23 protein-coding genes are annotated in these 22022 nt (G+C 72.6%); 21 read left to right on the forward strand and 2 right to left on the reverse strand.

Annotated elements, in window-relative coordinates:
- Window positions 1-12: 12 nt before the first annotated feature.
- Window positions 13-2445, forward strand: coding sequence for a [protein-PII] uridylyltransferase (locus EKH77_RS23480; RefSeq protein ID WP_126916291.1), 2433 nt, complete (start codon window positions 13-15; stop codon window positions 2443-2445).
- 76 nt (window positions 2446-2521) lie between these two features.
- Window positions 2522-4075 carry a signal recognition particle protein gene (ffh, locus tag EKH77_RS23485; RefSeq protein ID WP_126916292.1) on the forward strand — a complete coding sequence of 518 codons (1554 nt, stop codon included), beginning with the start codon at window positions 2522-2524 and terminating at the stop codon, window positions 4073-4075.
- A 62-nt stretch (window positions 4076-4137) separates the two neighbouring features.
- Here the strand turns inward: ffh and EKH77_RS23490 are convergent, their stop codons facing one another.
- Complete coding sequence (locus EKH77_RS23490) at window positions 4138-4965, reverse strand: class I SAM-dependent methyltransferase (protein WP_126916293.1); 828 nt, start codon at window positions 4963-4965, stop codon at window positions 4138-4140.
- 317 nt (window positions 4966-5282) lie between these two features.
- Here EKH77_RS23490 and proS point away from each other — a divergent pair, with 317 nt between their 5' ends.
- From proS to EKH77_RS23580, 18 genes are all read left to right on the forward strand, one after another.
- A complete protein-coding gene (gene proS / locus EKH77_RS23495; protein ID WP_126916294.1) occupies window positions 5283-6698 on the forward strand; it encodes a proline--tRNA ligase in 1416 nt (471 codons plus the stop codon).
- A 265-nt stretch (window positions 6699-6963) separates the two neighbouring features.
- The gene (locus tag EKH77_RS23500) at window positions 6964-7554 is read left to right on the forward strand and encodes a hypothetical protein (protein WP_126916295.1); all 591 of its coding nucleotides are present in this window, start codon (window positions 6964-6966) and stop codon (window positions 7552-7554) included.
- A gap of 173 nt (window positions 7555-7727) precedes the next feature.
- Window positions 7728-8165 (forward strand): 30S ribosomal protein S16, encoded by a 438-nt coding sequence (gene rpsP, locus EKH77_RS23505; RefSeq protein ID WP_126916296.1) that lies wholly within the window; start codon window positions 7728-7730, stop codon window positions 8163-8165.
- A 2-nt stretch (window positions 8166-8167) separates the two neighbouring features.
- The gene (locus tag EKH77_RS23510; RefSeq protein WP_014048589.1) at window positions 8168-8407 is read left to right on the forward strand and encodes an RNA-binding protein; all 240 of its coding nucleotides are present in this window, start codon (window positions 8168-8170) and stop codon (window positions 8405-8407) included.
- Window positions 8408-8497: 90 nt separating this feature from the next.
- Window positions 8498-9055 (forward strand): ribosome maturation factor RimM, encoded by a 558-nt coding sequence (rimM, locus tag EKH77_RS23515; protein ID WP_126916297.1) that lies wholly within the window; start codon window positions 8498-8500, stop codon window positions 9053-9055.
- On the forward strand, window positions 9055-9870 hold the full coding sequence (gene trmD / locus EKH77_RS23520) for a tRNA (guanosine(37)-N1)-methyltransferase TrmD (RefSeq protein ID WP_126916298.1): 816 nt from the start codon (window positions 9055-9057) through the stop codon (window positions 9868-9870). The genes rimM and trmD overlap by 1 nt, the downstream gene beginning before the upstream one ends.
- A gap of 130 nt (window positions 9871-10000) precedes the next feature.
- Window positions 10001-10351, forward strand: a complete 351-nt coding sequence (gene rplS, locus EKH77_RS23525; RefSeq protein ID WP_126916299.1) for a 50S ribosomal protein L19 — start codon at window positions 10001-10003, stop codon at window positions 10349-10351.
- Between the two features lie 45 nt (window positions 10352-10396).
- Window positions 10397-11215, forward strand: a complete 819-nt coding sequence (gene lepB / locus EKH77_RS23530; protein ID WP_126916300.1) for a signal peptidase I — start codon at window positions 10397-10399, stop codon at window positions 11213-11215.
- Window positions 11208-12257: a signal peptidase I gene (gene lepB, locus EKH77_RS23535; protein WP_126916301.1), complete on the forward strand. Its 1050-nt coding sequence runs from the start codon at window positions 11208-11210 to the stop codon at window positions 12255-12257. Before lepB (EKH77_RS23530) ends, lepB (EKH77_RS23535) begins: the two co-directional genes overlap by 8 nt.
- Entirely contained in the window at window positions 12196-13254 is a 1059-nt protein-coding gene (gene lepB / locus EKH77_RS23540; RefSeq protein ID WP_126918245.1) for a signal peptidase I, read from the forward strand. The genes lepB (EKH77_RS23535) and lepB (EKH77_RS23540) overlap by 62 nt, the downstream gene beginning before the upstream one ends.
- A gap of 165 nt (window positions 13255-13419) precedes the next feature.
- Entirely contained in the window at window positions 13420-14163 is a 744-nt protein-coding gene (gene lepB, locus EKH77_RS23545; protein ID WP_126916302.1) for a signal peptidase I, read from the forward strand.
- Complete coding sequence (locus tag EKH77_RS23550) at window positions 14156-14665, forward strand: NUDIX hydrolase (protein ID WP_126916303.1); 510 nt, start codon at window positions 14156-14158, stop codon at window positions 14663-14665. Before lepB (EKH77_RS23545) ends, EKH77_RS23550 begins: the two co-directional genes overlap by 8 nt.
- Before the next feature lie 39 nt (window positions 14666-14704).
- On the forward strand, window positions 14705-15013 hold the full coding sequence (locus EKH77_RS23555) for a DUF2469 domain-containing protein (protein ID WP_126916304.1): 309 nt from the start codon (window positions 14705-14707) through the stop codon (window positions 15011-15013).
- A gap of 115 nt (window positions 15014-15128) precedes the next feature.
- Window positions 15129-15488, forward strand: a complete 360-nt coding sequence (locus tag EKH77_RS23560) for a YraN family protein (protein ID WP_126916305.1) — start codon at window positions 15129-15131, stop codon at window positions 15486-15488.
- Window positions 15488-17095, forward strand: coding sequence for a YifB family Mg chelatase-like AAA ATPase (locus tag EKH77_RS23565; RefSeq protein WP_126918246.1), 1608 nt, complete (start codon window positions 15488-15490; stop codon window positions 17093-17095). The genes EKH77_RS23560 and EKH77_RS23565 overlap by 1 nt, the downstream gene beginning before the upstream one ends.
- A complete protein-coding gene (gene dprA, locus EKH77_RS23570) occupies window positions 17092-18273 on the forward strand; it encodes a DNA-processing protein DprA (protein ID WP_126916306.1) in 1182 nt (393 codons plus the stop codon). The genes EKH77_RS23565 and dprA overlap by 4 nt, the downstream gene beginning before the upstream one ends.
- Window positions 18274-18521: 248 nt before the next feature.
- Window positions 18522-19358, forward strand: coding sequence for an RNA polymerase sigma factor WhiG (gene whiG / locus EKH77_RS23575; RefSeq protein WP_126916307.1), 837 nt, complete (start codon window positions 18522-18524; stop codon window positions 19356-19358).
- 74 nt (window positions 19359-19432) lie between these two features.
- Window positions 19433-19990: a TetR/AcrR family transcriptional regulator gene (locus EKH77_RS23580; RefSeq protein WP_126918247.1), complete on the forward strand. Its 558-nt coding sequence runs from the start codon at window positions 19433-19435 to the stop codon at window positions 19988-19990.
- A 61-nt stretch (window positions 19991-20051) separates the two neighbouring features.
- Here EKH77_RS23580 and EKH77_RS23585 read toward each other — a convergent pair whose 3' ends face one another.
- Window positions 20052-20702 carry a murein hydrolase activator EnvC family protein gene (locus EKH77_RS23585; RefSeq protein WP_240667495.1) on the reverse strand — a complete coding sequence of 217 codons (651 nt, stop codon included), beginning with the start codon at window positions 20700-20702 and terminating at the stop codon, window positions 20052-20054.
- 314 nt (window positions 20703-21016) lie between these two features.
- On the opposite strand from EKH77_RS23585, the gene rpsB reads away from it, so the two are divergent.
- On the forward strand, window positions 21017-21889 hold the full coding sequence (gene rpsB / locus EKH77_RS23590) for a 30S ribosomal protein S2 (RefSeq protein WP_126916308.1): 873 nt from the start codon (window positions 21017-21019) through the stop codon (window positions 21887-21889).
- Window positions 21890-22022 lie beyond the last annotated feature (133 nt).

A 22022-nucleotide genomic window follows, 5' to 3' on the forward strand; every position in this document is an offset into this window, starting at 1 on the left:
CAGGAGCCCCCGTTGACGGAGCACGACACCGAGACGCACCCGGGGCGGCAGGGCGGCTACGCGGCCGCCCGGCTGCGCCTCCTGACCGAGGAACGGCTCACCGGCCCGCCCCTGCGCGCCGGGCTCGCCCGGGCCACCGACAGCTGGCTCGGCGAGCTCCTCGGCCCCGCCCCGGGCGTCGCCCTCGTCGCCGTCGGCGGCTACGGGCGCGGCGAGCTCTCCCCCCGCAGCGACCTCGACGTCCTCCTCCTCCACGACGGCACCACCGACGCCCCCGGCATCGCGGCCCTCGCCGACCGCGTCTGGTACCCCGTCTGGGACATGGGCCTCGCCCTCGACCACTCCGTCCGCACCCCGGCCGAGGCCCGCAAGGCCGCCACCAGCGACCTCAAGGTCCACCTCGGCCTCCTCGACGCCCGCCACCTCGCCGGCGACCCCGCCCTCACCGCCGCCCTCCGCACCACCGCCTACGAGGACTGGCGCGCCCAGGCCCCCGCCCGGCTGCCCGAGCTGCGCGAGCAGTGCGAGGAGCGCGCCCGCCGCCAGGGCGAGCTGCGCTTCCTGCTGGAACCCGACCTGAAGGAGGCGCGCGGCGGCCTCCGCGACGCCACCGCCCTGCGGGCCGTCGCCGCCTCCTGGCTCGCCGACGCCCCCCGCGAGGGCCTCGAAGCCGCCCGCACCCTCCTCCTCGACACCCGCGACGCCCTCCACCTCGCCACCGGCCGCGCCACCGACCGGCTCGCCCTCCAGGAACAGGACCAGGTCGCCGCCGCCCTCGGCCTCCCCGACGCCGACGCGCTCCTGCGCGACGTCTACCGGGCCGCCCACACCGTCTCCTACGCCGCCGAGGTCACCTGGCGCGAGGTCGGCCGCGTCCTGCGCGCCCGCTCCGGACGGCCCCGGCTGCGCCGGATCATCGGCGGACGCGGAGGGCGCGGCGGCTTCGTCACCCCGGAGAGGATCCCGCTGGCGGAAGGCGTCGTCGAACAGGACGGCGAGGCCGGCCTCGCCCGTACCGCCCGCCCCGAGCACGACCCCGTGCTCCCGCTGCGCGCCGCGGCGGCCGCCGCCCAGGCGGGCCTCCCGCTGTCCCGGCACGCGGTGCGCCGCATGACCGGCGCCCCGCCGCTGCCCGTCCCCTGGCCCGCCGAGGCCCGCGAACAGCTCCTCACCCTCCTCGGGGCCGGAGAGCCCGCCGTGGCCGTCTGGGAGGCCCTGGAGACCGAGGGGATCGTCTCCCGGCTGCTGCCCGAATGGGAGCACGTGCGCTGCCGCCCGCAGCGCAACGCCCTCCACCGCTGGACCGTCGACCGCCACCTCGTCGAGACGGCGGTGCGCGCCGCCGCCCTCACCCGCCGCGTCGGCCGCCCCGACCTGCTGCTCCTCGCCGCGCTCCTCCACGACATCGGCAAGGGCCGGCCGGGCGACCACTCCGAGACGGGCGCGGAGACCGCCCGCCAAGTGGCGGCCCGGCTCGGCTACGGCCCGGACGACACGGCGGTCCTCGCCACGCTCGTCCGCCACCACCTCCTGCTGGCCGACACCGCCACGCGCCGCGACCTCGGCGACCCCGCCACGGTCCGCGCGGTCACCGACGCGGTCGGCTCCGCCGCCGTCCTGGAGCTGCTGCACGCCCTCACCGAGGCCGACGCCCTCGCCACCGGCCCGACGGCCTGGACCGCCTGGCGGGCCTCGCTGGTGGCCGACCTGGTCCGCCGGGCGGCCGCCGCCCTCGACGGCCGGCCCGTCCCGCCCGGCCCCGAGCGGAGCGCCCCCACCGCCGAGCAGACGGTCGCGGCGGACGAGGCCCGGCGCACGGGCGCCCCCGTCGTCGTCCTGCGGGCCCGCCCCGAGGGCGCCGGGAGCGACGGGCCCGTCGGCGTCGAGCTGCTGATCGCGCTCCCCGACCGGCCGGGCGTCCTGCCCGCCGCCGCCGGGGTGCTCGCCCTGCACCGGCTGCGCGTCCGCACGGCCGAGATCCGCGCCATGGGCGGCCCGGCGGGCGACGAGCGCCCCGTCCTCCTGCTGACCTGGCGCGTCGCCGCCGAGTACGGCTCCCCACCGGGGGCCGCGCGGCTGCGCGAGGACCTGACGCGCGCCCTGGACGGCTCCCTCGACGTCGCCGGGCGGCTGGCCGAGCGCGAGGCCGCCTACCGCGGCCGGCGCCGGGGCGTCCCCCACGCGCCGCCCCGGGTGAGCGTGGCCCCCGGCGGCTCCCGGGACGCGACGGTCCTGGAGGTACGGGCCCAGGACGCCCCCGGACTGCTGCACCGCATCGGCCTCGCCCTGGAGGACGCCGGGCTGTGGGTGCGCAGCGCGCACGTCGGCACCCTGGGCGCGAGCGCCGTGGACGCCTTCTACGTGACCGGCCCCGGAGGCGGCCCGCTGCCGCCCGAGGAGGCCGCCCGGACGGCCCGCGAGGTCCAGGAGTCACTGGGCGGCTGACCGCACCGGGGAGGGCCGGATACCCTTGGGGGTCAGCCGCCGCCTTGACTTACGACAAGAAGGATCCGCGACCACCGTGTTCGATACCCTCTCCGACCGCCTCGCAGCGACGTTCAAGAACCTCCGGGGCAAGGGCCGCCTCTCCGAGGCCGACATCGACGCCACGGCACGCGAGATCCGCATCGCCCTGCTCGAGGCCGATGTGGCTCTGCCCGTCGTGCGCGCCTTCATCAAGCAGGTCAAGGAGCGCGCCACCGGCTCCGAGGTCTCCCAGGCCCTCAACCCGGCCCAGCAGGTCATCAAGATCGTCAACGAGGAGCTCATCACCATCCTCGGTGGCGAGACCCGCCGGCTGCGCTTCGCCAAGAGCGGCCCGACGGTCATCATGCTCGCCGGTCTCCAGGGTGCCGGTAAGACGACCCTCGCCGGAAAGCTCGGCCACTGGCTCAAGGGCCAGGGCCACGCCCCGCTGCTCGTCGCCTGTGACCTCCAGCGCCCCAACGCCGTCAACCAGCTCGGCGTCGTCGCCGAGCGCGCCGGTGTCGCGATCTTCGCGCCGGAGCCGGGCAACGGCGTGGGCGACCCGGTCCAGGTCGCCAAGGACTCCGTCGAGCACGCCCGCGCCAAGCAGTACGACGTCGTGATCGTCGACACCGCCGGCCGTCTGGGCATCGACGCGGAGCTGATGCGGCAGGCCGCGGACATCCGTGACGCGGTGCAGCCGCAGGAGATCCTGTTCGTCCTCGACGCGATGATCGGTCAGGACGCGGTCAACACCGCCGAGGCCTTCCGCGACGGCGTCGGCTTCGACGGCGTCGTGCTCTCCAAGCTCGACGGCGACGCACGCGGTGGTGCCGCCCTGTCGGTCGCGCACGTGACCGGCAAGCAGATCATCTTCGCCTCCAACGGCGAGAAGCTGGACGACTTCGACGCGTTCCACCCGGACCGCATGGCGTCCCGCATCCTCGGCATGGGCGACATGCTCAGCCTCATCGAGAAGGCCGAGCAGACCTTCAGCCAGGCCGAGGCCGAGAAGATGGCGGCCAAGCTGGCGAAGGGCCCCAAGGAGTTCACCCTCGACGACTTCCTGTCGCAGATGGAGCAGGTCCGCAAGATGGGCTCCATCTCCAAGCTCCTCGGCATGCTCCCGGGCATGGGCCAGATCAAGGACCAGATCAACAACCTCGACGAGCGCGACGTCGACCGCACCGCCGCGATCATCAAGTCGATGACCCCGGCCGAGCGCCAGGACCCGACGATCATCAACGGCTCCCGCCGGGCCCGTATCGCCAAGGGTTCGGGTGTGGACGTCAGCGCGGTGAAGAACCTCGTGGAGCGCTTCTTCGACGCCCGCAAGATGATGTCCCGCATGGCCCAGGGCGGCGGGATGCCGGGCATGCCGGGCCTCCCGGGCATGGGCGGCGGCGCGGCCCGCAAGAAGAAGCAGATCAAGCAGGGCAAGGGCAAGCGTCAGTCGGGCAACCCGATGAAGCGCAAGGCCGACGCGGAGGCCGCGGCCGCGCGTCGTGAGCAGGCACAGGCCGAGGGCGTGCCGGGCATGCCCGGCCTCCCGACGGGCGACGACGGCAAGTTCGAACTGCCCGACGAGTTCAAGAAGTTCATGGGCTGACACCGGTCGGTCCCGCCGACAGCCCCCGGCATCCCGCCGGGGGCTGTTCGTCGTCCGGGCGCCTACACCCGGGCGATCAGATACCGGAACACGTTCGGCATCCACACCGTCCCGTCGCCCCGCAGATACGGGTGGAGGGCCTCGACGAGCTCCTTGGCGACCTGCTCCTCGTCCGTCGCCCGCACCGCCGCGTCGAAGGCGCCCGTCGACAGCAGGCCCCGCACCGCGCTGCCCATGTCGGCGTAGCCGTACGGGCAGGAGACCCGGCCCGAGCCGTCCGGGGTGAGCCCGGCGTCGCGGGCCAGGTTCTCCAGGTCGTCGCGGCCGCTGGGGCGCCAGCGGGCGGGGGCGCACATCGGATCGGCCAGGCGCGCGGCCACCCGTAGCGCGCTGGACGCCGCGCAGCGCTCCTGCGGCCCCCAGCCGGCCAGGACGACGGGCGAGCCGGGCGCGGCGTACGCGGCGGCGCGGGCGAGCTCCCGCGCGAGGCCCCGGGGGCCGGTGCCCGCGCAGAAGAGCGGGTCGAAGGCGGTGACGAGCGTGAAGAGCGGGCCGTCCGGCCCGGTCACGGCCTCGGGCCCGCCGAGGCCCAGCCGCGGGCCGTCCGCCCGGGCGCCCTCCGGCAGCAGCCGCTCACGGGCCAGCGCGAGCCTGCGGCCGTCGGCGTCGACACCGCAGACGACGGCCCCGCGGGCCGAGGCCATCAGCAGGGCCAGCCCCGAGCCGCAGCCGAGACTCAGCAGCCGGGTGCCGGGGCCGGTCTCCAGGCGCTCGTACACCGCTTCGTAGAGCGGCACCAGCATCCGTTCCTGGATTTCCGCCCAGTCGCGGGCCCGGGATTCGGGCGAGGTCGGGGACGGCCGGTGCCGCCGCACGAGCGTTGGTGTCATCGAATGCGCCCCAATCCGCCGTTCACGTCTTCTGGTCCGTGGTCCCGCCCCCATGAGTGCCGCTTGTCCGTGCCGAGGTGCCCTGGTGCCTGGTATCCGGTGCCGCGTATCCGGTTTCTTCCGGCCGTGGCGAAGAAACCCCCCGATGCCAGAGAACTCCGCTTCGGCCGCCGAGTCCAGGGGGTGACGGGAGGCTTTGCCCCGCCGTCACGATGGCATGTGCCGGATGTACGGGCGGCGGCGCGGACGGCCGGGAAGGGACGGTCGCCGGTGGACGGATTCACACTCGGCCTGACGGGCCCCGTACCATTCGCAGCATGGCAAAGGCTCCCATTCTCACCCCCCAGGCGGAAGACTTCCCGCGCTGGTACCAGGACCTGATCAACAAGGCCGAGCTGGCCGACAACGGCCCGGTGCGCGGCACCATGGTCATCCGCCCGTACGGGTACGGGCTCTGGGAGCGCATGCAGCAGGAGATGGACGCCCGGATCAAGGACGCGGGCGCCTCCAACGCGTACTTCCCCCTCTTCATCCCGCAGTCCTACCTGACGCGGGAGGCGGAGCACGTCGAGGGCTTCGCCCCCGAGCTCGCGGTCGTCACCCACGGCGGCGGCAAGGAGCTGGACGAGCCGGTCGTCGTCCGGCCCACCTCCGAGACGATCATCAACGAGTACTTCTCCAAGTGGGTGCAGAGCTACCGCGACCTGCCCCTGCTCATCAACCAGTGGGCCAATGTCGTCCGTTGGGAGATGCGCCCGCGCGTCTTTCTCCGCACGAGTGAATTCCTCTGGCAGGAGGGCCACACCGCCCACGCCACGTACGAGGACGCCCGCGACTACGCGGCCCGTATCCACCAGGACGTCTACTACGACTTCATGGTGAACGTCCTCGGCATCGACGTGGTGCTCGGTCGCAAGACGCCCAAGGAGCGTTTCGCGGGCGCCATCAACACCCTCACCCTCGAGGGCATGATGGGCGACGGCAAGGCCCTCCAGATGGGCACGAGCCACGAGCTCGGCCAGAACTTCGCCAAGGCCTTCAACACCTCCTACCTGTCCAAGGGCGGACAGCAGGAGCTGGTCTGGCAGACCTCCTGGGGCGTCTCCACCCGCATGGTCGGCGGCCTGATCATGTCGCACGGCGACGACAAGGGCCTGCGCGTGCCGCCGCGCCTGGCCTCCGTCCAGGTCGTGGTCATGGCGATCAAGGGTGACGAGGCCGTGCTGGCCAAGGTCCGCGAGATCGGCGACGTGCTCAAGGCCGCAGGCGTGCGGGTGCAGGTCGACGACCGCACCGACACCCCCTTCGGCCGCCGCGCCGTCGACTGGGAGCTCAAGGGCGTCCCGGTCCGCATCGAGATCGGCCCCCGCGACCTGGAGAACGGCACCGCGATGCTGGCCCGCCGCATCCCGGGCGGCAAGGAGCCGGTGCGCATCGAGGAGCTGGCCGCGCTGCTGCCGAAGGTCCTGGAGGAGGACCAGGAGACGCTGCTGCGCCAGTCGCGCGAGCGCCGCCTGTCCCGCACGACGGACGTGGCCACCATCGAGGAGGCCGCCGAGGCCGCCCTCGCCGGCGGCTGGGCCCGTATCCCGTGGGCGACGCTGGGCGCGGAGGGCGAGGCCAAGCTGGCCGAGCAGGCCGTGACCGTGCGCTGCCTGGTGATGCCCGACGGCTCGGTGCCGGAGACCGACGACGCCGAGGGCGCCCTCGCGATCGTCGCGCGCGCCTACTGATCCACCCGCCCCCGGGCGCGCGCACATACGGCGCGCGTCCGGGGGTTCGCGCTTGTACGGGCGCGGGAGGGGCGCCTACTGCTGCTTACTGATGAGTCAGTACGTCCCACCTTGCGAACAGCTGAGCGTCTCCTCCCTCCTTCTCCGCAGTTCTGCGCACCCGCCCTCCTCGGGACGAATGAGGCGGGAAACTGACTGGTACGTGCAAATTATTTGGGATGGCCCGGTATCGGAACACCGGGCCGCACCCGCTCGTTGTCACGACGTGAGCACGACACCACCTGTTCTCGCCGCAGAGCTGGCACAGGCGTGGGCCGACATTCAGCGGTTCCACCCCGAGCTGCCGGATCTAGCCGCGCCCGAATCGTTGATCGGGGAATCGTCGTCCGCCTGCGGCGCCGAGCTCTCCTTCGAAAGGCTGCTGCACGAGGCAGTGCACGGCATCGCGGCCGCCCGCGGTGTCCGGGACACCTCTCGTGCCGGCCGCTACCACAACCGGCGATTCCTGGCGATCGCCGAGGAGCTGGGGCTCGACCACAGCGATGAGCCGCATCCCAGCAGCGGCTTCTCGCTCGTCGTGCTCAACTCGGAGGCGCGCAAGCGCTACCGGCCCACGATCGAGAGACTCCAGCGGGCGCTCAAGGCGCACACCGTCGCCACCGCCGCCGACACCTCGCGCACCTTCCGGGGCCCGGCCGCGCGCCACGGCTCCTCCGGCGGCGGGGTGCGGGTGAAGGCCGTGTGCGACTGCGGGCGCAATGTGCGCGTCGTGCCGTCCGTGCTCGCCCAGGCGCCGATCATGTGCGGCGGCTGCGGCCAGCCCTTCCGGATCCCCGAGCCGGCGGTCGTCGGCTGACCCCGCCGTTCGGCGCCCCGCGATCGATATGGCACAATGGGTCGCTGTACTCGACAGTCGCATAGGACCCCTCTCTCCTCCGGCTGACGCGTCCATCGGGCACCCGAGTACCGCAAACCCCACGTGGCATCTCGTTGTGCCCAACCACGTCAAGACCAGGAGACACCACTCCAGTGGCAGTCAAGATCAAGCTGAAGCGTCTGGGCAAGATCCGTTCGCCTCACTACCGCATCGTCGTCGCCGACTCCCGCACCCGCCGTGACGGCCGTGCGATCGAGGAGATCGGCCTGTACCACCCGGTGCAGAACCCCTCCCGCATCGAGGTCGACAGCGAGCGCGCCCAGTACTGGCTGAGCGTCGGCGCCCAGCCGACCGAGCCCGTGCTGGCCATCCTCAAGGTCACCGGCGACTGGCAGAAGTTCAAGGGTCTGCCGGCCCCGGCCCCGATGCTGGTCGCCGAGGAGAAGAAGCGCGACTTCAGCGACCTCTTCGAGGCTCGTGTGAACGCCGCTGGCGAGGCGAAGGGTGAGGCCATCACCCCGAAGGCCAAGAAGTCGGAGAAGAAGGACGAGGCCGCCGAGGCCGAGTCCGCTGAGTCGACCGAGGCCTGAGGATGCTCGAGGAGGCCCTTGAGCACCTCGTGAAGGGCATCGTCGACAACCCCGACGACGTGCAGGTCGCCTCGCGCGACCTGCGCCGGGGGCGCGTGCTGGAGGTTCGGGTCCACCCCGAGGACCTCGGCAAGGTGATCGGCCGCAACGGCCGCACCGCCCGCGCCCTGCGTACCGTCGTGGGCGCCATCGGCGGCCGTGGCATCCGTGTCGACCTCGTCGACGTGGACCAGGTCCGCTGAGAAGCGACAGAGCACCGGCACGGGCCGGGAAGGGTTTCCCTTCCCGGCCCGTTGTCGCGTTCGTAAGACCATGCGAGAAGGATTGAGACTGTGCAGCTGGTAGTCGGCAGGATCGGCCGTGCCCACGGCATCAAGGGCGAGGTCACCGTAGAGGTGCGTACGGACGAGCCCGAGCTGCGGCTCGGACCCGGCGCCGTGCTCGCCACGGACCCCGCGGGCACCGGCCCGCTGACCGTCGAGACCGGCCGGGTACACAGCGGCCGGCTGCTCCTGCGCTTCGCCGGCGTCGCCGACCGCACCGCCGCCGAGGCCCTGCGCAACACCCTGCTGATCGCCGACGTCGACCCGGACGAGACTCCCGAGGACCCCGAGGAGTTCTACGACCACCAGCTGATGGACCTCGACGTCGTCACCGTCGACGGCACCGTCGTCGGCCGGATCGCCGAGATCTCCCACCTGCCCTCCCAGGACCTCTTCATCGTCGAGCGGCCCGACGGCAGCGAGGTGATGATCCCCTTCGTCTCCGAGATCGTCACCGAGATCGACCTGGACGGGCAGCGCGCCGTCGTCGACCCGCCACGCGGTCTCCTCGACATCGACGAGGCCGAGGTCGCCAGCAGCCGCGACGCCGAGGAGGAGCAGGAGTAATGCGCCTCGACGTCGTCACGATCTTCCCCGAGTACCTCGAACCGCTGAACGTCTCGCTCGTCGGCAAGGCCCGCGCCCGCGGCCAGCTCGACGTACGTATCCACGACCTGCGGGAGTGGACGCACGACAAGCACAACACCGTCGACGACACCCCCTACGGCGGCGGCCCCGGCATGGTCATGAAGCCCGAGCCGTGGGGCGAGGCACTGGACGCGATCGTCGAGTCCGGCGCGGACGACGCGCGCCCCACCATCGTCGTCCCCACCCCCAGCGGCGAGCCCTTCACCCAGGAGATCGCCGTCGAGCTCGCCGAGAAGCCGTGGCTGGTCTTCACCCCCGCCCGCTACGAGGGCATCGACCGCCGCGTCATCGAGGAGTACGGCGACCACTACGACGTCCGCGAGCTCTCCATCGGCGACTACGTCCTGGCCGGCGGCGAGGCCCCCGTCCTCGTCATGGTCGAGGCCGTCGCCCGGCTGCTCCCCGGCGTCCTCGGCAACGCCGAGTCCCACCGCGACGACTCCTTCGCCCCCGGCGCCATGGCCGACCTCCTGGAAGGCCCCGTCTACACCAAGCCGCCGGAGTGGCGCGGCCGGGGCATCCCCGACGTCCTGCTCAGCGGCCACCACGGCAAGATCGCCCGCTGGCGCCGCGACGAGGCGTTCCGGCGCACCACCGCCAACCGGCCCGACCTCATCGAGCGCACCGACCCCGCCGCCTTCGACAAGAAGGACCGCGAGATGCTCTCGATCCTGGGCTGGGCCCCCGGCGCGGACGGCCGATTTGGGCGAGTGGCCCCCGACGTGGAAGAATGAGCCGTTGCCTTGCGTCCGGCGTGCGCCCCTGCCACAGGGGGACCGACGCCCGCCCGGTGTGCGAGGCACCATTCACTTTTCCGAACGATTCCGCCGATGACCTGTGGCATCGGCGAGGAAGCAGACGAATATGTCTTCCCTGCTCGACGGCGTCAACGCCGCTTCGCTGCGCACCGACGTCCCGGCCTTCCGTCCCGGTGACACCGTGAACGTCCACGTTCGCGTCATCGAGGGCAACCGCTCCCGCATCCAGCAGTTCAAGGGTGTCGTCATCCGCCGTCAGGGCGCGGGCATCAGCGAGACCTTCACGGTCCGCAAGGTCTCCTTCTCCGTCGGCGTCGAGCGCACCTTCCCGGTGAACAGCCCGATCTTCGAGAAGATCGAGCTCGTCACCCGCGGTGACGTCCGTCGCGCCAAGCTGTACTACCTCCGTGAGCTCCGCGGCAAGGCCGCGAAGATCAAGGAGAAGCGCGACCGCTGAGCTCCTCGCCGGAGTCCAGAACCGGCCGGATAGGCTTTCGGCCCGATGGACACCGACGCACAGCTCGCATCGCTTCCGGAGCGCGACCGCTCTCCCGAACCCGCACAGGGTGAGGAGCAGGGGTCGCGCTCCGCGCGTTTTCCCCGCGTAGCGGCGGGATGGCGGTGGCTCACGGGCGGCGGGCCGCTGCGGCGCGCCGGAGTGCTGATCTTCACCTGCCTGATCACGCTGCTCCTGGTCAGCAGCTATCTGGTCCAGCCGTTCCTGATCCCCAGCGGGTCGATGCGCGGCACCCTCCAGGTCGGCGACCGGGTGCTCGTCAACAAGCTCGCCTACCGCTTCGGGGACGAGCCGCGCCGGGGCGATGTGATCGTCTTCGACGGCACCGACTCCTTCGTCCAGGACGACGGGCCCTCGGAGAACGCGGTGACCACGATCATCCGCAAGGGCGCGGCGGCCGTCGGGCTGATGCGGCCCTCAGAGACCGACTACGTCAAACGGGTCGTCGGCGTCGGCGGCGACCGGGTCCGCTGCTGCGACAAGTGGGGCAGGCTGGAGATCAACGGCCGTCCGGTGCTGGAGGAATACCTCTACCCGGGGGACGTTCCCTCCCAAGTGCCGTTCGATGTGGTGGTGCCGGAGGGCAAGCTATGGGTCATGGGTGACCATCGCAGCGACTCCCGTGACTCGCGGGACCATCTGGGCGAGCCGGGCGGCGGCATGGTTCCGGTGAACCGCGTCGTCGGGCGCGCCGACTGGATCGGCTGGCCGCTGGGCCGGACGACCTCCCTCGGCCGGACCGGCGCCTTCGCGGACGTCCCCGACCCGGGCCCGGGACACGGGGGAGGCGGCCCGCATGGGTAGCAGGGGCCGCGGCAGCGTCCGCACGGCCGCGCCGGCCGCCCGCCCGGCGGCGGCGCCCGACGACCGGCCGCCCCCCGGAACCGGGGGACGGGCGGAGCGGCGCAGGGCCGCGAAACGGACCGCCAGGAAGCAGCGGCGCCGTCGGCAGCGCTCGGTGCTCAAGGAAGTGCCCATCCTCATAGGCGTCGCGGTGCTCATCGCCCTGGTGCTGAAGACGTTCCTCGTCCAGGCCTTCGTGATCCCGTCCGGCTCGATGGAGGAGACCATCCGGATCGGCGACCGGGTGCTGGTCGACAAGCTGACGCCCTGGTTCGGGACCCGGCCGCAGCGCGGCGACGTGGTGGTCTTCAAGGACCCCGGGGGCTGGCTCGGCGACGAGTGGAAGTCCCGCCACGACCCGGTGGGGATCAAACAGGGGAAGGAAGCGCTCACCTTCATCGGCCTGCTGCCCTCGGCCGACGAGCAGGACCTCATCAAGCGCGTGGTGGGCGTCGGCGGCGACAGGGTCAAGTGCTGCGACAAGGACGGCAAAATCACGGTCAACGGGACGCCGCTCGAAGAACCCTACGTCCACCCGGGGAATCCTCCTTCCCAGATGACGTTCGACGTGAAGGTCCCGGCGGGCCGGCTCTTCGTCATGGGGGACCACCGCTCCGACTCGGCCGACTCGCGCTACCACCTGGACCAGCCGGGGCAGGGAACCGTCCCGGAGGACCTGGTGGTGGGGCGTGCGGTGCTGATCGCCTGGCCGCTGGACCACTGGCGGCGGCTGACCGAGCCGGACACGTACGCTTCGGTGCGGGACGCGCCGCGCGCGGATGCGCGGGCGGGCGGTTCGCCGCATAGTCTGTCCCCCACGGATCATGAAGGATTGATCCTGCTCCCGACCCCTGCGGAACTCCCGCTCGTTATGGGAGTGATGGGCCTGCGTCGTACGTATCGCGGGCGGCAGCGTGGAGTGAGGAGTGGATGTGGGGGATGTGGCGGTCGGCGCGCGTTCCGGTCACGGAGAGCCCGAAAGGCGGCCCGGGCGGACGGATGAGTCCTCCGGGGAGCTGTCCGGGGAGCCGTCCGGCGGTGACACGCCGCGGGAGGCCAGGTCCCAGGCGGCCGGGCCCGGCCAGGACGCCACGACGGTGACGTCCTCGGAGACCCCCCCGTCCGAGGGCGGCGCGGGGCACGGCGGCAGCGACGGCGAGGGCCGCGGGGCACGCCGCGACGAGCCGAAGAAGCAACGATCCTTCTGGAAGGAGCTGCCGCTCCTCATCGGTATCGCGCTGGTGCTCGCGCTGCTCATCAAGACCTTCCTGGTGCAGGCGTTCTCGATTCCCTCCGAGTCGATGCAGAACACCCTCCAGCGCGGCGACCGGGTGCTGGTGGACAAGCTCACGCCGTGGTTCGGCTCCAAACCCGAGCGCGGCGAGGTCGTCGTCTTCCACGATCCGGGCGGCTGGCTGGGCGAGAGCCCGGCCGCCGACAACGGACCGGTGGCCAGCGGCATCCAGAAGGTGCTCAGCTTCATCGGCCTGATGCCCTCGGCCGAGGAGAAGGACCTGATCAAGCGGGTCATCGCGGTCGGCGGCGACACCGTCGAGTGCAAGGGCAACAACGAGCCGGTGACGGTCAACGGCAAGGCGCTCGACGAGCCGTACATCTTCCCCGGGAACACGCCCTGCGGTGACAAGCCCTTCGGCCCGATCAAGGTGCCCCAGGGCCGGATCTGGGTGATGGGCGACCACCGCCAGGACTCCCTGGACTCCCGCTACCACCAGGAGCTCGACAGGTTCCAGGGCACGGTCTCGGAGGACGAGGTCGTGGGCCGCGCGATCGTCGTGGCCTGGCCGGTGAACCGGTGGTCCACGCTGCCGGTCCCCGGCACGTTCGACCAGCCGGGGCTGAGCGCCGCGGCCGCCGTCGCGCCGCCGGCGTTCGGGCTCGCGGGCGCGGTGCCGCTGGTGCTGTGGCGCCGGCGCCGGAACCTGCGGAAGGCCGCGGGGTCCGAGCGGTCCATCGTGGTGGTCCCCGCCGCGAAGCGGTGACGCGTCGAGAAGGCGTGACGCGCCGCGAAGGGTGACGCGCTGCGAAGGGTGACGCGCCGCCCTCCCCGAACCGGCTGACATCGGCCCTCGCCAGGGGCTGACCGGAGCCCGTACCCCCGGGTAGGGTGCGATTCCGTCGGACCGGCGGACGGGGGATGGGACGCGATGAGCGCAGTGGAACGTGGCGTCGACGGCCACGGCCGCGCGGGCAGGGTACTGTCCGGGCTGGCCGTGGCCGTCGGCTGTCTGCTCTTCCTCGGCGGCTTCGGCTGGGCCGCCCTGTTGTACCGGCCGTACACCGTGCCCACCGACTCGATGGCGCCCACGATCGGGCGCGGCGACCGGATCCTCGCCCAGCGGATCGACGGCGGCGAGGTGCGGCGCGGGGACGTCGTCGTCTTCGAGGACGAGGTCTGGGCCAACGTCCCGATGGTCAAACGGGTCGTCGGCGTCGGCGGCGATCACATCGAGTGCTGTGACAAACAGGGCCGCCTGATGATCAACGGCAAGCCCGTGGAGGAGCCCTATCTGGAGGGCTCCGGCCCGGCCTCGCCCACCGGTTTCTCGGCCACCGTCCCCGAGGGCCGGCTGTTCCTCCTGGGCGACCACCGCTCGGACTCGCTGGACTCCCGCAGCCATATGACCGACGCGGGTCAGGGCACGGTGCCGCGTGACGCCGTCCGGGCCCGGGTGGACGCCACGGCCTGGCCGGTGTCCGGCTGGGGCATGATCGAGCGCCCCGGCGCCTTCGCCGCCCTGCCCGGCGGCACCTCCCGGCCGGGGCCGCTGCCGCTGATCACGACGTGCGTGGTGGTGGGCGCGGTGCTCATCCTGGGAGGTGCGGCGGTCGGCGCGCTCGCACAGCGGGCGGCACGCGGCGGGAAGGCGGCGGTGGCGACCCATGGGTGAGACGGGCGGGGTCGAGGGCGGCGGCCCGCGCCGGGCCGCCCGCGTCGTCCTGCTGGACCCGGACGACCGGATCCTGCTGCTCCACGGCTACGAACCGGACGACCCCGCCACCACCTGGTGGTTCACCCCCGGCGGAGGGCTGGAGGGCGACGAGGGCTGGGAGGAGGCCGCGCGCCGTGAGCTGGCCGAGGAGACGGGGATCACCGAGATCGAACTCGGCCCGGTGCTCTGGACGCGCAGGTGCTCGTTCCCCTTCGACGGCCGCCGCTGGGAGCAGGACGAGCGCTACTACCTGGCCCGGACCGCGCAGCGGCCCACCTGGTCCGGCGGTGGGACGGAGCTGGAGCGGCGCAGCCTGTCGGGGCTGCGCTGGTGGACCTGCGAAGAACTGCTCGCGACGCATGAGACGGTGTACCCGACCAGACTCGCCGGGCTGCTGCGGGCGCTGCTCGACGAGGGACCCCCGAGTACGCCGGTGCTCCTGGAGACCGAGCGCGCCTGACGCACAATGGGGGGACGCACGGCTGAAGGGGAACATGCCATGAGCGCCGAGGACCTCGAGAAGTACGAGACCGAGATGGAGCTGAAGCTCTACCGGGAGTACCGCGACGTCGTCGGACTGTTCAAATACGTGATCGAGACCGAGCGCCGTTTCTACCTGACGAACGACTACGAGATGCAGGTGCACTCGGTGCAGGGCGAGGTCTTCTTCGAGGTCTCGATGGCGGACGCGTGGGTGTGGGACATGTACCGGCCGGCGCGCTTCGTGAAGCAGGTGCGGGTGCTCACGTTCAAGGACGTGAACATCGAGGAGCTCAACAAGACCGATCTCGATCTGCCGGGGACGTGACCTCCGGGGATCCTTCACTGATCGGGTGACGGGGTTTTCCACAATCGCGGGGTTATCCACCAAGATCCAAAACGTGGGGGCGCGGGCGGCATAGTCGGCACCGGAGGTGGTGCTCATGAACGCCCGAGGGGGGCTCGGCAGGTACGGGGAGGATCTGGCGGCGCGCCGGCTGACCGAGGCCGGGATGACCGTGCTGGCCCGCAACTGGCGGTGTCGCGCCGGTGAGCTGGACATCGTGGCGCTGGACGGCGACGTGCTGGTGGTCTGCGAGGTGAAGGCCCGCCGCGTGGGCCGGTTCGAACACCCGATGGCCGCCGTCACGGCCACCAAGGCCGGGCGGCTGCGCGAGCTCGCCGAGCGATGGCTGGCCGGGCACGGCGGAGCCCCGCCGGGCGGGGTGCGCATCGATCTCGTGGGCGTGGTCGTCCCGGACCGGGGCGCGCCGCTCGTCGAGCACGCCAAGGGGGTGGCGTGATGGGCTTCGCGCGGACGTGCTCGGTCGCCCTGGCCGGGGTGGACGGCGTGGTGGTCGAGGTCCAGGCCGACCTGGAGCCGGGAGTGGCCGCCTTCACCCTCGTCGGCCTGCCGGACAAATCCCTCAGCGAGAGCCGCGACAGGGTGAGGGCCGCCGTGGTGAACTCGGGCGCGGACTGGCCGCAGAAGAAGCTCACCGTCGGGCTCAGCCCGGCCTCCGTGCCCAAGGGCGGCAGCGGTTTCGATTTGGCCGTCGCCTGTGCGGTCCTGGGCGCCGCCGAGCGGATCGATCCCCGGGCGATCGCCGACCTGATGATGATCGGCGAGCTGGGCCTCGACGGCCGGGTCCGCCCCGTGCGCGGCGTTCTTCCCGCCGTCCTGGCCGCAGCCGACGCCGGATACTGCCAGGTCGTCGTCCCCGAACGCACGGCGACCGAGGCCGCCCTGGTGCCCGGGGTGGCCGTGCTGGGCGTCCGCAGCCTGCGCCAGCTGATCGCGGTGCTGGCCGACGAGCCCGTCCCCGAGGAGGACGAGGACGCACCGGGGGAGGGCCGGCCCGACCCCATGCTCGCGGGGCTGGTCGTGCCGGGCGCCGGCGGCGCGCTCGGGGCGCGGCCCGGCGAGCGCCCGCCCGACCTCGCCGAGGTCGCGGGGCAGGCCAGGGCCCGCCGGGCGCTGGAGGTGGCCGCCGCCGGGCGTCACCACCTCCTGTTCGTGGGCAGCCCGGGCGCGGGCAAGACCATGCTGGCCGAACGACTGCCCGGGCTTCTCCCGCCCCTCACACCGCAAGAGTCACTCGAAGTCACAGCGGTCCACTCCGTCGCCGGGACCCTGCCCGCCGGCCAGCCCCTGATCGACCGCGCCCCCTACTGCGCGCCCCACCACTCGGCGTCCATGCCCGCGCTGATCGGCGGCGGCTCCGGACTACCCCGGCCGGGAGCCGTCTCCCTCGCACACAACGGCGTACTTTTTCTGGACGAATCTCCCGAATTCTCGGGCAGAGTGCTCGACGCCCTGCGGCAGCCACTCGAGTCCGGACACGTCGTCGTCGCCCGCACCGGCGGAGTGATGCGCCTCCCCGCCGCCTTCCTGCTCGCCCTCGCCGCCAACCCCTGCCCCTGCGGCCGGCGCGGCATGACCGGCGACGGCTGCGACTGCCCGCCCCGGGCGGTCAAACGCTACCTGGGGCGACTGTCCGGACCGCTGATGGACCGTGTGGACCTCAGAGTGGCCGTCGAGCCCGTGACCCGCTCGGAGCTCACCGGCCCCCCGTCGGAGTCCACGGCCGACGTCGCCGCGCGCGTCCGCCTCGCCCGCGAACGCGCCGCCGCCCGGTACACCGGCACACCCTGGCGCACCAACAGCGAAGTACCGGGCCACGAGCTGCGCACCCGCTGGAGCATGCCACCGGGCGCCCTCGCCGAGGCCGAACGGGACATGGAGCGCGGCCTGCTGACGGCGCGAGGGCTGGACCGGGTCCTCCGGGTCGCCTGGACGATCGCGGACCTCGCCGGCCACTCCCGGCCCGACGTCGGGGACGTGGCCCAGGCGCTGGAGCTGCGCACGGGCGTCCGGCGCGGCGCGGTGACCGCCGGAGGCTGGGCATGAGCGGGCCCGGGCCGGGGGAACGGCTGGCGCGGGCCGCGCTCACCGGCCTGACGGAACCGGGGGACGAACTCGTGGGCCGCTGGCTGAGGGAGCTGGGCCCCGAGGCCCTGCTGCACGGCCTGACCGGCAAGGGGCCACCCCCGAAAGGAGCCCGCCCGGACCGGCTCGAAGGCTGCCGGGCCCGCGCCGCGCACCGCCACCCCGCCCGCGACCTCGCCACCGTCGACCGGATGGGCGGGCGCTTCATCTGCCCGGGCGATGTCGAATGGCCCGGACAGCTCGACGACCTGGGCGACGCCCGCCCCATCGGCCTCTGGGTCCACGGCAGTCCGAACGTACGACTGTGGGCGCTGCGGTCGGTCGCCGTCGTCGGAGCCCGCGCCTGCACCGACTACGGCTCCTATGTGGCGGCGATCCTCGGCTCAGGGCTCGCGGAACGCGGCTGGGTGGTCGTCTCCGGGGCCGCGTTCGGCGTCGACGGGGCCGCCCACAGGGGTGCGCTGGCCGCCGGAGGGGCCACCATGGCGGTGCTGGCCTCGGGGATCGACGTGCCCTATCCGCGCGGACACGCCGAGTTACTCGACCGGATCGCGGAACAGGGTCTCGTCCTGGCCGAGTTGCCACCCGGCGGACACCCCACGCGCAGCCGCTTCGTCCTGCGCAACCGCGTGATCGCCGCGCTCACCCGGGGAACCGTGGTCGTGGAGGCCGAATACCGCAGCGGCTCGCTGGTCACCGCGCGCCGCGCGCGAGAACTGGGGCGGCACACCATGGGGGTGCCCGGGCCGGTGACGTCGGGGCTCTCCGCGGGAGTCCACGAACTCCTGCGCGAAGGAGCCTGTCTGGTGACCGACGCCGACGAGATCACCGAGCTGATCGGCGACATGGGCGAGCTGGCCCCCGAGCGCAGAGGCCCCGTTCTGGCCAGGGACCTGCTGCCCGAAGCGGCCGCCAGAACACTGGAAGCCGTCCCCGGCCAAGGCGGCGCCGAGCTCGCGCTCATCGCCCGGAACGCCGGGATGGGCCGGGACCGGACGCTCGGCAGCCTGTACGAACTCCAGGCGCTGGGGTTCGTGGAACGACTGGGCGATCAGTGGCAATTGGCTGACGTGACGTCAACGTCCGGGACCCCCAAGCCCCTCGGACGGCGCCCCGGTGTGCGGCGAGGCGGTGCTTGACCTGGGGTGATCGGGTGAAAGGGTTAAGGGGTGGGCCGAGCCGGCCGATACGGCGGGCTCTGCGCGGCCCCGGGCGTCCCGATGGCCGCCTGCCGCGGAACGCGGACCTGCGGAGGACATCCGCGCCCCTCCAGGGAGACCGAAGGGGCCTCATCGCTCACCGCAGCGCCACGGTCACGCTACGCTCACGGAATCCATCCATTCGTACCACCCGGTCCAAGTCACAGCAGAACGGCTCAAAACGACGAATGCCCCAGCACACCTCCGGGTCCGACCGCGCGGCGGCACCGCCCGCAGCGCGCGGCGCCGTGCGCCCTCCCGCACCCTCGACGCTCGACGAGCTGTGGCGGTCGTACAAGGCCTCGGGCGACGAACGGCTGCGGGAGCAACTGATCCTCCACTACTCGCCCCTGGTGAAGTACGTGGCGGGCCGCGTCAGCGTCGGGCTGCCGCCCAACGTCGAGCAGGCCGACTTCGTCTCCTCCGGGATCTTCGGCCTGATCGACGCCATCGAGAAGTTCGACCCCACCCGCTCCATCAAGTTCGAGACCTACGCCATCACCCGCATCCGGGGCGCCATGATCGACGAACTGCGGGCCCTGGACTGGATCCCCCGCTCGGTCCGGCAGAAGGCCCGTGCCGTCGAGCGCGCCTACGCCACCCTCGAAGCCGCCCTGCGCCGCACCCCCTCCGAAGCGGAGGTCGCGGCCGAGATGGACATCTCCCTGGAGGAACTCCACTCCGTCTTCAGTCAGTTGTCGCTGGCCAACGTCGTGGCCCTGGAAGAGCTGCTGCACGTCGGCGGCGAGGGCGGCGACCGGCTCAGCCTGATGGACACCCTGGAGGACACCGCCGCCGACGACCCCGTCGAGGTGGCCGAGGACCACGAACTGCGCCGGCTGCTGGCCCGGGCCATCAACACCCTCCCCGAGCGGGAGAAGACCGTGGTCACCCTCTACTACTACGAGGGCCTCACCCTCGCCGAGATCGGGCACGTGCTCGGGGTCACGGAGAGCAGGGTCAGTCAGATCCACACCAAGTCCGTCCTCCAGTTGAGGGCCAAGCTGGCGGACGTCGGACGCTGAATCGTCCCTCCAGCGTCGTCCCCGACGCGGTGTGTCCGTAAAGTGGGACCGTGCCCAGGATTCGAGCGGCCTCAGTGGCCGAGCACCGGACGATGCAGCGCGGCGCCCTCCTGGACGCCGCGCGCTCCTTGCTGTCCGAAGGCGGAACGGAGGCCCTGACCTTCCCCGCCCTCGCCGAGCGCACCGGGCTCGCGCGGTCCTCGGTCTACGAGTACTTCCGTTCCCGCGCCGCCGTCGTCGAAGAGCTGTGCGCCGTGGACTTCCCCGTCTGGGCCGCCGAGGTCGAGGCCGCCATGGAGCGCGCCGACACGCCGGGGGGGAAGATCGAGGCATATGTGCGGCAGCAGCTGTCGCTCGTCGGCGACCGCCGCCACCGCGCCGTCGTCGCCATCTCCGCGGGCGAGCTCGACTCCGGCGCCCGCGAGAAGATCCGCGCCGCCCACGGCGGCCTCGTCGCCATGGTCGTCGAAGCGCTGGACGCCCTCGGCCACGAGCAGCCCCGCCTGGCGGCCATGCTCCTCCAGGGAGTCGTCGACGCCGCGGTACGCCGCATCGAGCTCGGCGCGGCGGAGGAACCGGACCGGATCACCGAGGCGGCCGTCACCATGGCCCTGCGAGGCGTCTGCGGCTAGCCGGGGGCCCCTCCCCCTCCCCCCACCCCCATCCCCCCGGTCTCGCAGCTTTGCCCTGGTTTCAGGCGGCCCAGGGTGGGCCGAGCGTTCCCTCCGGCGGCCACAGCCGGGACGGGGCGCGGCGCAGTATCCACGGGGGCAGGAGCGTCAGCGGGTCGAGGTAGTCATCCCCGCGGCGCAGGCCCCAGTGGAGGCAGCCGTGGCCCGGGCAGTGGGCCGAGCCGGCCTCCAGGAGGCCGATGATCTGACCGGCGCCGACGTGGTCGCCCTCGCGCACTGTCGCCCGTACGGGCTCGTATGTCGTCCGCAGCGCGGGGGCGAGCTCCACCGCCACCACGCCCCGCCCCGCGATCCGGCCCGCGAAGGAGATCCGCCCCGGGGTGGCGGCCCGGACCGGTAGACCGGGACCGGCCGCGAGGTCGACGCCCCGGTGGCCCGCCGCCCAGCGGGCCGGGGGCGGTTCCCAGGCGCGCAGGACCAGGGGCCGGGCGCCCCGGGCGCCCGTGACGGGCCAGGACCGGTCTCCGGCGGGGCCGCCCGATGCCCTGGGTGGGCCGGGGCTCGGGGGAGCGGGGCCGGAGACGGCCGCCGCGCACGCCAGCAACATGATCAGGGCCGTGAGCGCGCAGAGCGTGAGCGCCCGCCCGGCCGCGGCGCGTCGTCGAGAGGGGGAGGGGGAGGCGGGGAAGACGGAGGAGTCGGTTCGTCGCATGGAGTAACCATGGCCGGGTCCGGCGAATCGTGGGGATCTTGATCCGGATCTGTGGACTACTCGTGGGTTGTGGACAACGCCGTCACCCGGGGGTTCTCCGGTCCCGTACACTTCTCATGGCGATCCGGGTCACCGGGTCGACTTCGCACGCCCCGCCACTGACGCGTCAGACCCTCTCGGGCAGCACGGTGGCCGTGTCTCTCGGTCCGTGAAACGGCTCCTCGCAAGGGATTCGTTCGCGGCAGGCGCGTCGGGGCGTCAGGAGCGGCGGCCGCCCGGCCGTCGTGGAACCGAGTATTTCAAGGAGCGCGGCCATGGCCGTCGTCACGATGCGGGAGCTGCTGGAGAGCGGCGTCCACTTCGGTCACCAGACCCGTCGTTGGAACCCGAAGATGAAGCGTTTCATCTTCACGGAGCGCAACGGCATCTACATCATCGACCTGCTCCAGTCGCTGTCGTACATCGACCGCGCCTACGAGTTCGTGAAGGAGACCGTCGCGCACGGTGGCTCCATCATGTTCGTCGGTACGAAGAAGCAGGCCCAGGAGGCCATCGCCGAGCAGGCGACCCGTGTCGGCATGCCCTACGTCAACCAGCGCTGGCTGGGCGGCATGCTCACCAACTTCTCGACCGTCTACAAGCGCCTCCAGCGCCTGAAGGAGCTCGAGCTCATCGACTTCGAGGACGTGGCCGCCTCCGGCCTCACCAAGAAGGAGCTCCTGGTCCTCTCCCGCGAGAAGGCCAAGCTGGAGAAGACCCTCGGCGGTATCCGCGAGATGCAGAAGGTGCCGAGCGCCGTCTGGGTCGTGGACACCAAGAAGGAGCACATCGCCGTCGGTGAGGCGCGCAAGCTCCGCATCCCGGTCGTCGCCATCCTCGACACCAACTGCGACCCCGACGAGGTCGACTACAAGATCCCGGGCAACGACGACGCCATCCGCTCCGTCACCCTGCTCACCCGCGTGATCGCCGACGCCGTCGCCGAGGGCCTCATCGCCCGTTCCGGTGCCGCCACCGGTGACGTCAAGGCCGACAAGGCCGCCGGCGAGCCGCTGGCCGAGTGGGAGCGCGACCTGCTCGAGGGCGAGAAGAAGGCCGACGAGCCGGCCGCCGAGGCTGCTGCCGAGGCCCCGGCCGAGGCTGCTGCCGAGGCCGAGAAGCCGGCCGCGGACGCCGAGCAGGCCTGACGCCCCGTACCGGACGACGGCGGGGGCCCGGTGCCCCCGCCGTCGTCCGGCGGATCCACTGTCGGACCCCGTCAGCGGGACGGGAGCCGACAGGTGTGGTGACCTCAAGACGGACCAGCCCTGCCGGATGCCC

This window comes from Streptomyces luteoverticillatus (genome assembly GCF_003970715.1).
GTDB classification, from domain to species: domain Bacteria; phylum Actinomycetota; class Actinomycetes; order Streptomycetales; family Streptomycetaceae; genus Streptomyces; species Streptomyces abikoensis.